A 12,862-nucleotide genomic window follows, 5' to 3' on the forward strand; every position below is an offset into this window, starting at 1 on the left:
AGCCGGCGGGAGTCGCGCCGGCGGGCGCGTGATGAGGCGTGCGCGCCCCCCGCTGTGCTGCTTCACTTCTTCTCCGCCCCTTCGAACCGTGGTCCGGCGTCATGGCGTTGTGCAATTCTCTGAGCGCCTGGGTGGCCGAATGTCATCGGATTCCACCCCGGTGCTCCAAGAACGCCATGCGCACGCCAAAGCGACTCGGGGGGTATGCCGGTTGGGGAGGCCGGCTATTGCGTCGCGGTGTGATTGATTCCGAACCGCGCTGTTTCTGAGCGGCGTTCAGCACTGTCACCGTCTTCATGTGTTGTTCAGTGCTGTCTTCATCACGGGAAAGGCCACTCTCGGCCCCATCGGCCCAGGCCATGAGCCATGGGCCATGGGCCGTAGGTCCAGGGCGCACGCCACAAATCACAGGCCGCTGCCCGCGCCCGCGCCCACGCCTGCCCGGAATCAGCCACCCCCCTTCCAGCATCGTCCATTGCCGAATCCGGCAGAGGGAAGGAAAGGGAAGAACAAGATGCGCACGAAAATACGCGGAGGACTCACGAAGTGGCCGGCGCGCATCCTGCGCGCGCTGACCGCGGTCGCGCTCGCCGTCGGCGCGGTCGCCGTCGTGCCGTCCACCGCGCACGCGGCCGCGAGCCGCGGCTTCGCCTACGTGTGGGCGAACCAGCCGACCGCCGCGCTGAACACGCCCTACACGCCGTCCGGTTACTACAGCCGGAACTCGGCCGGCGCGGTCAACTCGGTCGTCCGAACGGGCACCGGCCAGTACACGGTGCGGTTCCCCAGGCTGGGGCTGCTCGGCGGCACCGTGCACGTCACCGCCTACGGAGCCACGTCCCACTCCTGCAACGTCGCCTCCTGGAACCCCGTCGGCGACCGGCTCGACGTGAACGTGCGGTGCTACACCCCCTCCGGATACCGCGCCAACACGCTCTTCACCGCGAGCTTCGTGAACACGGCGTACCTCGGTGGCCGGTTCGGCCACGTCTGGGCCGACCAGCCGAGCACCGGCGCGTACACGCCCTCGCGGACGTACCAGTTCAACTCCGCCGGCTACACCAACACCATCAGCCGGTCCGGCACCGGCCAGTACACCGTGCGGCTCCCGGCCATCGGCTCGGCGGCAGGACACGTGCAGGTGACCGCGTACGGCGACGTCCTCGCACGGTGCAAGGTCGTGAACTGGTACCCCTCAGGGACCGCGCAGCTCGTCAACGTCCGCTGCTTCACCCTCGGCGGCGCCCTGCGCGACACCCGGTTCACGCTGACCTACGCCCGCGACGTCGGCATCCTCCGCACCACACCCGCCGCCTACGCCTGGGCGAACCAGCCCACCGCGAGCTCGTACTACCCGGCTGCGGCCTACCGGTACAACTCCGCCGGGGACACCAACCGGATCACTCGCCACGGCGTCGGCGTCTACCGCGTCTGGACGCCCGGAATGGCCCTGGGCTACGGGGACGTGCAGGTGACGGCCTACGGCGCCGACTCCCGGCACTGCAAGGTGGACCACTGGACCCCGAGCAACGGCATCCAGGTGCGGTGCTTCACCGCCTCGGGCGTGCCGGCCGACACCTACTACGACGTGTCGTTCGTCAGGTGAGCCGCGCGCCGGCCCGCCGACGGCATCGGCCTCCCGGGCCTGTCGCCCCCGGCTCGCCGTGAGGTGAACCAGGGCCGGCGGCCGTACGGGCACGGGCCGGGGCGCGCACGTACGGCGCCCCGGCCCGGTCGGCTGCTCCGTGGGTCGGGAATTGGGCACGCAATGGGGTGCTCCCGGGCGGCGCTGCGGCGTACCGACACGCACCGCCCGGAGGGCTGGGGGTGTTACGCGGTTCCGGTGAGGTGCTCCGGGCGGACCGGCGTCCGGTTCAGCTCCAGGCCCGTCGCGTTCCGGATCGCCGCGAGGACGGCCGGGGTGGACGACAGGGTCGGGGCCTCGCCGATGCCGCGCAGCCCGTACGGCGCGTTCGGGTCCGCCAGCTCCAGGTAGTCGACCGGGATGGTCGGCGTGTCCAGGATGGTCGGGATGAGGTAGTCCGTGAAGGAGGGGTTGCGGACCTTCGCGGTCTTCGGGTCGACGATGATCTCCTCCATGACCGCCACGCCGAGGCCCTGGGTGGTGCCACCCTGGATCTGGCCGACGACGGACAGCGGGTTGAGGGCCTTGCCGACGTCCTGGGCGCAGGCCAGCTCGATGACCTTGACCAGGCCGAGCTCGGTGTCCACCTCGACGACCGCGCGGTGTGCGGCGAAGGAGTACTGGACGTGGCCGTTGCCCTGGCCGGTGCGCAGGTCGAACGCCTCGGTGGGGCGGTGCCGCCACTCGGCCTCGATCTCGACGGCCTCGTCCTCCAGGACGTCGACCAGGTCGGCGAGGACCTCGCCGCCGTCGGTGACGACCTTGCCGCCCTCCAGGAGCAGCTCGGCGGTGGCCCAGGCCGGGTGGTAGCTGCCGAACTTGCGGCGGCCCAGCTCCAGGACCTTCTCGCGGACCAGCTCGCAGGAGTTCTTGATGGCGCCGCCGGTCATATACGTCTGGCGGGCCGCGGAGGTCGAACCGGCCGAACCCACCTGGGTGTCGGCGGGGTGGATGGTGACCTGCTGGACACCGAGCTCCGTGCGGGCGATCTGGGCGTGGACGGTGACGCCGCCCTGGCCGACCTCCGCCGCCGCCGTGTGGACCGTGGCGACGGGCTCGCCGTTGATGACCTCGACGCGGATCCTGGCGGTGGAGTAGTCGTCGAAGCCCTCGGAGAAGCCGACGTTCTTGATGCCGACCGCGTAGCCGACACCGCGGACGACGCCTTCACCGTGCGTGGTGTTGGACAGACCGCCGGGCAGCGCGCGGACGTCGGCACCCTCGGTGGTCTCCCACTGGCGCTCCGGCGGCAGCGGACGCGCCTTGATGCGGCGCAGCAGCTCGGCGACCGGGGCGGGCGCGTCGACCGGCTGCCCGGTCGGCATGATCGTGCCCTGCTCCATGGCGTTCTTCTGCCGGAACTCCACCGGGTCCATGCCCAGAGCGGCGGCGACCTTGTCCATCTGCGCCTCGTACGCGAAGCACGCCTGGACCGCGCCGAAGCCGCGCATGGCGCCGCAGGGCGGGTTGTTGGTGTAGAGGCCGATGGCCTCGATCTCGACGTCGTCGATCACGTACGGCCCGGCCGAGAGGGACGCGGCGTTGCCGACGACCGAGGCCGTGGACGACGCGTAGGCGCCGCCGTCCAGCACGATCCGGCACTTCATGTGCGTGAGCTTGCCGTCCTTGGTGGCGCCGTGCTCGTAGTGGAGCTTCGCCGGGTGGCGGTGGACGTGGCCGAAGAACGACTCATAGCGGTTGTAGACGATCTTGACCGGCTTGCCGGTGCGCAGCGCCAGCAGGCAGGCGTGGATCTGCATCGAGATGTCCTCGCGGCCGCCGAAGGCGCCGCCGACGCCCGCCATCGTCATGCGGACCTTCTCCTCGGGCAGGCCGAGGACGGGCGCGATCTGGTGCAGGTCGGAGTGGAGCCATTGGGTGGCGACGTACAGGTCGACGCCGCCGTCCTCGGAGGGCACGGCGAGGCCGGACTCGGGGCCGAGGAAGGCCTGGTCCTGCATGCCGAAGGTGTACTCGCCCTCGACGATCACGTCGGCCCGCTTGCGGGCCTCCTCCACGTCGCCGCGGATGATCGGCTGGCGGTGCACGATGTTCGGGTGCGGGACGTGCCCGGCGTGGTGGTCGTCGCGGGCCTCGTGCACGAGTACGGCGTCGGGAGCCGTCGCCGAGGCCTCATCGGTGATGAGGGGCAGCTCACGGTACTCGACCTTGATCTTGGCGGCGGCGCGGCGGGCCGTCTCCGGGTGGTCGGCGGCCACGAGGGCGACCGGCTCGCCGTGGTGACGGACCTTTCCGTGGGCCAGGACCGGGGTGTCCTGGAACTCCATGCCGTAGTTCTTCATCGCGGCCGGCAGGTCGTCGTACGTCATCACCGCGTAGACGCCCGACATGGCCAGGGCCTCGCTGGTGTCGATGGAGACGATCTCGGCGTGGGCGACGGTGGAGCGGAGGATCTGGCCCCACAGCATGTCCTCGTGCCACATGTCCGAGGAGTAGGCGAACTCGCCGGTGACCTTGAGGGTGCCGTCGGGGCGGAGCGTGGACTCGCCGATGCCGCCCTTGGTCCGGGAGCCCTGCGTGACGTTGGTGGGGATACCCGTGGTGGTGCCAGCCATGATCAGACCGCCTCTCCCTGACGTTCCTGCCGTTCCTGGCGGGCCGCGGCCAGGCGGACCGCGTCCAGGATCTTCTCGTAACCGGTGCAGCGGCAGAGGTTGCCGGACAGCGCCTCGCGGATGTCCTCGTCCGTGGGGGACGGGTTGCGCTCCAGCATCTCGTCGGCCGCGACGAGCAGGCCCGGGGTGCAGAAGCCGCACTGGACGGCGCCCGCGTCGATGAAGGCCTGCTGGATCGGCGACAGCTCGGTGCCTTCGCCGGTCTGGGAGTCGGTGCCCTTGGCGGACCAGCCCTTGGCCTCGTCCAGCGAGGTGCCGCAGGCGCCTGTGGCGCAGCCGCCCTCGGAGCGCTGCTTGGCGTAGTCGGCCAGGCCCTCGACGGTGACGACCTCGCGGCCCTCGACCTGCCCGGCGGCGACCAGACAGGAACAGACGGGCACACCGTCCAGGCGGACCGTACAGGAGCCGCACTCGCCCTGCTCGCACGCGTTCTTGGAGCCCGGCAGACCCAGGCGCTCACGCAGGACGTAGAGGAGGGACTCGCCCTCCCAGACGTCGTCGGCCTGCTGCGGACGTCCGTTGACCGTGAAATTGACACGCATGGTCACGCAACTCCTTCCGCGCCACGGCCCTTGCCGCCGCGGTACGACTCCCACACCCAACCGAGCTGGCGGCGGGCCATGATGCCGACGGCGTGCCGCCGGTAGCTCGCGGTGCCACGGACGTCGTCGATCGGGTTGGCGGCACCGGAGCACAGCTCCGCGAACCGCTTGGCGATCGACGGGGTGATGATCTTGCCGTTGTCCCAGAAACCGCCCTCTTCGAGCGCGGCGTTGAGGAACTCCTCCGCGGCCTTGGCCCGGATCGGGGTCGGGGCCGCCGACCCGATGCCGGTGCGGACCGTCCGGGTCTCCGGGTGCAGCGCGATGCCGAAGGCGCAGACCGCGATGACCATGGCGTTGCGGGTGCCCACCTTGGAGTACTGCTGCGGGCCGTCCGCCTTCTTGATGTGCACGGACTTGATGAGCTCGTCCGCCTGGAGGGCGTTGCGCTTGACGCCGGTGTAGAACGCGTCGATCGGGATGAGGCGGCTGCCGCGCGCCCGCGACTCGACCTCGACCTCACAGTCGGCCGCGAGCAGCGCGGGGTGCGCGTCACCGGCCGGCGAGGCGGTGCCGAGGTTGCCGCCGACGCCGCCGCGGTTGCGGATCTGCGGCGAGGCGACCGTGTGCGAGGCGAGCGCCAGGCCGGGCAGCTCGGCCCGCAGGTGCTCCATGATCTGGGTGTACGGCACGGACGCGCCCAACTGGACGGTGTCCTTGCCCACGTGCCACTCCCGGAGCTCGGCGATGCGGTTGAGGTCCAGGAGGTGATCGGGGCGACGGTGGTCGAAGTTGATCTCGACCATCACATCGGTGCCCCCCGCGATCGGCACAGCCGTGGGGTGCTCGGCCTTGGCGGCGAGCGCCTCCTCCCAGCTGGCGGGGCGGAGGAAGTCCATGGGCGGCTCTCCCATTCGTATCGGATCGGTCGTACCGACTCGTTCGCACGCTGTCGGCCGGATGCGCAGAAGTAGACCGAGCGATCAAGCGGACGAGGCAGTCACCGATCCCCCAAAACCGGCTTCTCCGCCACCTGTGGACCACCGTGCTTTCCCACCGCCTCGCGGCTGTGAACTGCGGCGATGCCCGTTCTGTGAACCGGGTGGCCCCTTGGGCGGCGTGAGAGGGTGGCGACCATGCGGTTGCGTGATCTCTTGGACGCCGACGAGCTGGGGCTGCACCTGCTCGTCGGTCAGGACGCCGGCGACAGCGCTCTCGATCGACCCGTACGCGCCGTTCTGACCACCGACCTGGCCGACCCCGGTCGCTTCCTCACCGGCGGAGGCGAACTCGTCCTTACCGGACTCGCCTGGTGGCAGGGGGACGGAGACGCCGAGTCGTTCGTACGCGTCCTCGACCGGGAGGGCGTCGCGGTCCTCGCCGCCGGCGAGGCCGAACACGGGCTCGTCCCGGACGACCTCGTACGCGCCTGCCGACGCCACGGTCTTCCGCTCGTCGCCGTCAAGCCGGACATATCGTTCACCACGATCACCGAGCACGTCCTTCGTCGTCTGCACCGCCAGCGCGTCGGCAGCCTCGCCGCCGTGGTGGAACGCCATCGACGGCTCCTCACCGACCAGGGGGTCCCGGACTCGGTGCTGGAGCTCCTGCAGCACAGCCTCGGCCTCGACGTGCGCGTCCTGTCCCCGACCGGCCGCCAGATCGCCGGAGCCCGCCCTCCGCTGCGCGCCAGGACGGCGGCGGCACTGGCCGGGAGGTATCTCGCCGCGCGCCGCTCGTGCGAGGCGGCTCCCCATCGGGTCACGTTCGGGGACCGGCACTACTCGCTCGTGCCGGTACGCCACTCCACGGGCCCGTCGGCACCGTCGGCCACGACGGGGACGGCCGCCGAGCTGGGCGACTGGCTGCTCGTCGTGGAGGCCGACATGTCGGGCTGGCCCGCGACCCGCCTGGAACTCCTCGACCGGATCGCCGACCTGGTCGCCGACGCGCGATCCGCACACGACCGGACGAAGGCGGTACGCCAGGACCTGGCCGGCGAAGTCCTCGACCTGCTGCACAGCCGCGCCTCACTCGACGAGGTCGCCGCCCGGCTGCGAAGCTCCGCACCGAACGTCCTCGCCCCGTGCGACACCTGGCAGCGCTGGCAGTTCGTGGTCGCCGCGGGAACGTGGCACGGGGCCGGCGCCATCCCCGCCCCGGCCCTGCGCGCCCTCTTGGAGGAGGGCCTGGTCCAACCGGACGGTCCGGTGCCGGTGTGGCCGGAACAGATCGCCGGCACCGTCGACGACGAACAGGCCGTGCTCCTCGTACTGCTGCCCGAGCCCACGGACACGCTCCCCGGACCGGTCCTGGACTGCGCCGCCCTGCAGCAGAGGCTCGCCGCCGCGCTCGCGCGCTGGCTCGGCCCGGCAGGCCGCGTCTCCATCGGTGTCAGCTCCCCGGTGGAAGCGGCCGGGAGCGCGCGCCGAGCGCTCGACGAGGCCCGCACCGCGCTGCGGGTCGCCGACGAAGGCCCGGAACGAGTGACCGTGCGTGGCCCGGATGACCTCACCTCGCACATCCTGTCGCTGCTGCCGCTCATACCGGCCGAGACCCGGCAGGCCTTCGCCGCCCGTCTGCTCAGCCCCCTGCGCGATCACGACAGCCGTCACCAGACCGACCTGCTGCCCACGCTGGAGAGTTTCCTCGAGTGCGACGCGTCCTGGACCAGATGCGCCGCCCAACTCCACCTGCACGTCAATTCGTTGCGCCACCGCATCGCCCGCATCGAGCAGCTCACCGGGCGGGACCTGGCCCGGCTGGAGACCCGACTGGACTTCCTCGCGGCCCTGAGGACGGGCTGAGCTACGAGCGCATCGGTTCCGCCCCGGTCGCTTCGGGGACCGTGCACAGCGGGCGAGCATGTATGACTATCATCCTGGTTTGCCCGTATAGACGCTTATCTGGAACAATTCCTGGCTTGGGTACCTTCGGCCCCGCTCGGTCGCCCGGCCGGGCGTCCCCCCTTCGCCCCCGGGATGGTCGTTTCCATGGCTACCCTTTGCCGTCCGGTCGTCGCCGTTCCTGAATACGTCCTCACCCAGCGCGAGACCCTCGACCTCGCCCGCCGATTGCACGCGGGACACCCCCAACTTCCCCTCGCCTTACGCCTGATCGAGAACACCGGGGTGCTGAAGCGGCACCTGGTGCTGCCCATCGAGGAGATCCTGCGTCACCCCGGATTCGAAACCCGCAACCGCACCTACGAAGCGGAGGCGAAGCGGCGCGTCCCCCAGGTCGTCCAAGAGGCCCTGAACCACGCCGAGTTGACGACGCGCGACATCGACCTCATCGTCTACGTCTCCTGCACCGGCTTCATGATGCCCTCGCTGACCGCCTGGCTGATCAACACCATGGGCTTCCCGTCCGGCACCCGCCAGCTGCCCATCGCCCAGCTCGGCTGTGCCGCCGGCGGCAGCGCGATCAACCGCGCCCACGACTTCTGCACCGCCTACCCCGGGGCCAACGTCCTCCTTGTCGCGTGCGAGTTCTGCTCGCTCTCCTATCAGCCCACCGATCTCGGCGTGGGGTCGTTGCTGTCGAACGGGCTGTTCGGCGACGCGGTGGCCGCCGCGGTGGTACGAGGCAACGGTGGCACCGGCGTCCGGCTCGAGAGCAACGGCTCCCATCTGGTGCCGGACACCGAGGACTGGATCGCGTACAGCGTCCGCTCGACCGGGTTCCACTTCCTGCTCGACAAGCGGGTACCCGGCACGATGGAACCCCTCGCTCCCGTCCTCGCCGACCTCGCCGCACGACACGGCTGGGACGCCTCCGACCTGGACTTCTACATCGTCCACGCCGGTGGACCGCGCATCCTCGACGACCTGTGCCGCTATTTGGGAGTGGCTCCGGACGCCTTCCGGTTCAGCCGGGCCACGCTCACCGAGTACGGAAACGTCGCCAGCGTCGTCGTCCTGGACGCCCTCTCCCGTTTCTTCGACGCCGGCGGCACGGCGGAGCAGGGCAAGGGACTGATCGCCGGGTTCGGCCCGGGCATCACCGCGGAGATCGCCCTGGGGCGCTGGAGCACCACCGGCACACGGATCACGCCGGCCATCGGACGGCAGCGCTCCGACGCGCAGGCCGTCCTCGACGCCGCCCATTGAACGCCTGAACTGCCGGGCCCGGCCGGTGCGTCACGGCCGCCCTCGAACGCCCGTAGCTCACCCCGCCCGCGCGCCTTCCCCACTTCGAGACGCCTCCGAGGAGGCCCATGAACACCACACCCGCCGCCCCGCCGGTCCACTTCTGGAATCCGCCCGACCTCCCCGGGCTCGACTTCGACCCCATGCTGGCCCGCCTCCTGCACGAGGAGCCGGTGGCCCGCGTCCGGCTGCCCAACGGTGAGGGCCATGCCTGGCTGGTGACCCGCTACGAGGACGTCAAGTCCGTCTCCGCTGACCCCCGGTTCAGCAGGCGGGCCGTCGTCGGCCGGTCCGTCACCCGGGTCGCTCCGCACTTCATTCCGATGGACGGCGCCATCGGCCTCGCCGACCCTCCCGACCACACCCGGATGCGGCGCGTGGTGGCCGGCGCGTTCACTGCCCGCGGCATGCAACGGCTGCGCGAGCGCGCCCAGCAGGTGATCGACGGACTGCTCGACGCGCTGGAACGCCTCGGACCCCCGGCCGACCTCATGACCCATCTGAACCGGCCCTTCCCGCTGGCCATGGTCGGGGAGCTGATGGGCGTGCCCCGCGACGACTGGCCCCGGATGGCGCACTGGTCGGACACGATCATCTCGGCCAGTGCGGGTCGCCCGGCGAGCGAAGCGGCCAAGGCCGACATCGCGGAGTACTTCACCGCCCTGATCCGGCGCCGGTGCGCCACCGGCCCCGGCGTACCACGGCAGGCGGGGGCCAGCCCCGACGAGCGCGAGGGGAGCGGCCGGACGGACCTGGCGAGCGTTCTCGCCGAAGGCGTCGACACGGGCGCGCTGGATCTGGAAGAGGCCGTCGGCCTCGCCGTGCTCGTCCAGATCAGCGGCGCACACGCGGTCCGCAACAACAGCGCCAACATGGTGTACGCGCTGCTCACCCGGCCCCGGCACCTCGCCCGGCTGCGCGCCGAACCGGCCCTCGTCCCACGAGCCGTCGAGGAGCTGCTGCGCTACATCCCGCACCGCAACGCCGTAGGGCTCTCCCGTATCGCGCTGGAGGACGTGCCGGTGGGCGGGGTGACGATCCCCGCGGGCGACGCGGTCTACGTCTCGTACCTCACCGCCAACCGCGATCCGGACGTCTTCGCCGAGCCCGAGCGCCTGGACTTCGACCGGGCCGCCAACCCGCACGTGGCCTTCGGGTACGGACCGCACTACTGCCCGGGATCGGCCCTCGCCCGCATGGAGTCCGAGATGATCCTCCGCTCGCTGTGGGACCGCTTCCCCGGCCTGCGTCTGGCCGTGCCGGAGGAGGAGCTGCGCTGGCAGCGGGGAGCACTGATCCGCGGACCCGAGGTCCTGCCGGTCGAGTGGTGACGGCGCGGCAGGAAGCGGCGTGGTGGTGGCCGGACGAGCGGACCGACGCCCCCGAGGGGCCCGGACAGGCAGGAGAGGCAGATGACCGTGGTGGATTCGCGTGCACGGGAGGGGCTGGTGGTGCCGCCCGGGGCCGGGCGGATCGTGAGGACCGCCGCACAACAGGTGACGTACAAGATCACCGGAGCGCACTCGCGTGTGGCGTCGACCTTCGAGGTCGTCGTACCGCCCGGGTTCGACGTCGGCGCGCACACGCACGCCGACGGCGAGGAACTGTTCTACGTGATCGAGGGCGAGCTGGAGGTCATGGCCTTCGAGCCGCGCCTGCGGACCCGTGACGACTGGCGCTCCTGGGAGTCGGCCTCCGGGAACAGGCCGGTACGGGCGACTCCCGGGACGCTGATCCTCGTACCCCCCGGCTGTCCGCACGCCTTCGCCAACCCGACCGGAGAGCCGGCGCGCATGCTCTTCCAGGCGGCGCCGCCACCCCACCACGAGCGGTACTTCGACGAGCTGCTGGAACTGATGGAGCGCCCCGGAGGCCCGGACCCTGCGGCGGTGGCGGAGCTGAGGACGCGTTACGGGATCGAGCAGCTGACTCCCCTGCGCCACCGGCCGGCCGGGAACGGCGCCACGGGGACATCGGGGGATGTCCGATGACACAGGCACCGCGCCCGGACGCCAGAACGTTCCCCGCCGAGGCCCGGACCCCTCGGGCCGCGCGGATCCCCACGCCGGGGAGCCCGGCCGGGGACGGCCCGCGGCAGCCGGACCCCCGGACACCGGCGGACGGGCCGCCCGTGCACCACTGGCCCGTGGACCATCTCGGCGCCCTCGCATTCGACCCGCTGCTGCACCGGCTGCTGCGTGAGGAGCCGATCGCCCGCATCACCCTGCGCTTCGGTGAGGGCGAGGCCTGGCTGGCCACGTCGTACGAGCACGTCAGGGACCTCTCGTCGGATCCGCGGTTCAGCCGGGCGCTGACCGTCGGCCGGCCCGTGACCTCCATGACGCCGCACACCGTGGCCCCGGTCGGCGGCATCGGGCGGACCGATCCGCCCGACCACACGCGTCTGCGGCGGCTGGTCGCCCAGGCCTTCAGCCGCAAGCGTGCCGCAGAGCTGCGCGCCGACGCCGAGGAGACCGCCCGGCGGCTCGTCGCGACGATGGTCGCGCAGGGGCCGCCCGCCGATCTGGCGGAGGCGGTGACCGGGCCGATGCCGGAACGGCTGCTCGCCGGCCTGTTCGGCGTGCCCGCCGCCGACTTCGGGCGGCTCCAGACGTGGCGTGAGGTGATCCTCTCCAGCAACCACTCCCAGGAGAAGGGGGACGCGGTCAAGGCCGAGATCGCCGCCTACTTCCGCGGCCTGGCCGACCTCCGGTCCCGGCAGCCGGGCGATGACCTGTTCAGCGAACTGACCACCCTGCAGAGCGCCGGTGCCCTGAGCCGGCCGGAGCTCGTCTCGCTGTCGGTGATGGTGGTGCTCAACACCCTCGACCAGATCCGCAACCAGGCGGCGACCATGGTGTACGCGCTGCTCACCCACCCGGAGCAGCTGGCCCTGCTGCGGGCCGAGCCCACGCTCGTACCGCGGGCGGTCGAGGAGTTGCTGCGCTTCATCCCGCAGCGCAACGGAGTGGGCCTGCCCCGGATCGCCACCGAGGACGTGGCGGTGGGCGACGTCCTGATCCGCGCGGGGGACGCGGTGTACGTCTCCTACCTCGCGGCCAACCGCGATCCGCGCGTGTTCACCGAGCCCGACCGGCTCGACGTGACCCGCGACGAGGCCCCCCACCTCGCGTACGGCAACGGCCCGCACTACTGCCTCGGGGCATCGCTCGCCCGGATGGAGTTCGAGGTCATCCTCTCCACGCTGCTCCGGGAGCTGCCGCACCTCCGGCCGGCCGTCCCGCCGGAGCGGGTGCGCTGGCGCCGGGGCTCCATCAACCGGGGCCCGGAGACCCTGCCCGTGGCCTGGTGACGTCGGAGCGGCGTGCTAGATTCCCGCCGACATGATCAAACGTGCGATACCGTCCTCGAAGACGGCCCGCTGCCTGCTCGTCGCCGCCTGCGCCGCCCTCGCCTTCGGCGTCGTCCTCGCCTTCGCCGGGTTCTTCGGCCCCACCGAGTACGAGACCGGCGAGCGCCGCATCACCGTGGCGGCCGGCGACGAGTTCACCCTCAAGGTCCCGGCCCGGCCCTACATGGGCGAGCACTGGTACCTGGCCGACCCGAAGCCGGACGCCGACATCCTCGACTACAGGGGCACCCACGAGGACATCGAAGGCACGGACGAGGACATCGCCGGCGGCGGGGACGGCACGGCGTACTTCGACTTCACCGCCCGCGCCAAGGGCACCACGACGGTGACGCTGCTGCACTGCCCGCTGGCCAGCTGCGGCAGCGTCGCCGACACCAGGGCCACTGCCGTACCCGTCCCCACGGCCGACGCGACGGACCGGCCGGGCGACCAGCCGGCGTTCTACCGCTACGAGATCACCGTTCGCTGAGTCCCCTCATGAGCGGGCGGGCCGGCGAGGGCCGGCCCGGCGGGGG

The 12,862-nt window shown here is 71.5% G+C and carries 10 protein-coding genes; 7 read left to right on the forward strand and 3 right to left on the reverse strand.

Going from position 1 to position 12,862, the window contains the following annotated elements:
• Positions 1-514 precede the first annotated feature (514 nt).
• Positions 515-1,606, forward strand: a complete 1,092-nt coding sequence (locus ABEB09_RS29860; protein WP_345693018.1) for a hypothetical protein — start codon at positions 515-517, stop codon at positions 1,604-1,606.
• Positions 1,607-1,830: 224 nt separating this feature from the next.
• Here the strand turns inward: ABEB09_RS29860 and pucD are convergent, their stop codons facing one another.
• Genes pucD through ABEB09_RS29875 form a run of 3 tightly spaced genes read right to left on the reverse strand, consistent with a single transcriptional unit; the run spans position 1,831 to position 5,722 of the window.
• Entirely contained in the window at positions 1,831-4,221 is a 2,391-nt protein-coding gene (pucD, locus tag ABEB09_RS29865) for a xanthine dehydrogenase subunit D (protein ID WP_345693019.1), read from the reverse strand.
• 2 nt (positions 4,222-4,223) lie between these two features.
• Positions 4,224-4,823 carry a (2Fe-2S)-binding protein gene (locus ABEB09_RS29870; RefSeq protein ID WP_345693020.1) on the reverse strand — a complete coding sequence of 200 codons (600 nt, stop codon included), beginning with the start codon at positions 4,821-4,823 and terminating at the stop codon, positions 4,224-4,226.
• A gap of 2 nt (positions 4,824-4,825) precedes the next feature.
• Positions 4,826-5,722 (reverse strand): FAD binding domain-containing protein, encoded by an 897-nt coding sequence (locus tag ABEB09_RS29875; protein ID WP_345693021.1) that lies wholly within the window; start codon positions 5,720-5,722, stop codon positions 4,826-4,828.
• Positions 5,723-5,959: 237 nt separating this feature from the next.
• On the opposite strand from ABEB09_RS29875, the gene ABEB09_RS29880 reads away from it, so the two are divergent.
• The 6 genes from ABEB09_RS29880 (at position 5,960) to ABEB09_RS29905 (ending at position 12,816) form a co-directional block, all read left to right on the forward strand.
• A complete protein-coding gene (locus tag ABEB09_RS29880; protein ID WP_345693022.1) occupies positions 5,960-7,630 on the forward strand; it encodes a PucR family transcriptional regulator in 1,671 nt (556 codons plus the stop codon).
• A gap of 186 nt (positions 7,631-7,816) precedes the next feature.
• Positions 7,817-8,935, forward strand: a complete 1,119-nt coding sequence (locus tag ABEB09_RS29885; protein ID WP_345693023.1) for a type III polyketide synthase — start codon at positions 7,817-7,819, stop codon at positions 8,933-8,935.
• Positions 8,936-9,042: 107 nt separating this feature from the next.
• Positions 9,043-10,305, forward strand: a complete 1,263-nt coding sequence (locus tag ABEB09_RS29890) for a cytochrome P450 (RefSeq protein WP_345693024.1) — start codon at positions 9,043-9,045, stop codon at positions 10,303-10,305.
• A gap of 81 nt (positions 10,306-10,386) precedes the next feature.
• Positions 10,387-10,965, forward strand: coding sequence for a cupin domain-containing protein (locus ABEB09_RS29895; protein WP_345693025.1), 579 nt, complete (start codon positions 10,387-10,389; stop codon positions 10,963-10,965).
• 155 nt (positions 10,966-11,120) lie between these two features.
• Positions 11,121-12,287 carry a cytochrome P450 gene (locus tag ABEB09_RS29900; RefSeq protein ID WP_345693026.1) on the forward strand — a complete coding sequence of 389 codons (1,167 nt, stop codon included), beginning with the start codon at positions 11,121-11,123 and terminating at the stop codon, positions 12,285-12,287.
• Positions 12,288-12,318: 31 nt separating this feature from the next.
• Entirely contained in the window at positions 12,319-12,816 is a 498-nt protein-coding gene (locus ABEB09_RS29905) for a protease inhibitor I42 family protein (RefSeq protein WP_345693027.1), read from the forward strand.
• Positions 12,817-12,862 lie beyond the last annotated feature (46 nt).

Origin of the sequence: Streptomyces coeruleoprunus, assembly GCF_039542925.1 — a bacterium.
Taxonomy (GTDB): Bacteria; Actinomycetota; Actinomycetes; order Streptomycetales; family Streptomycetaceae; genus Streptomyces; species Streptomyces coeruleoprunus.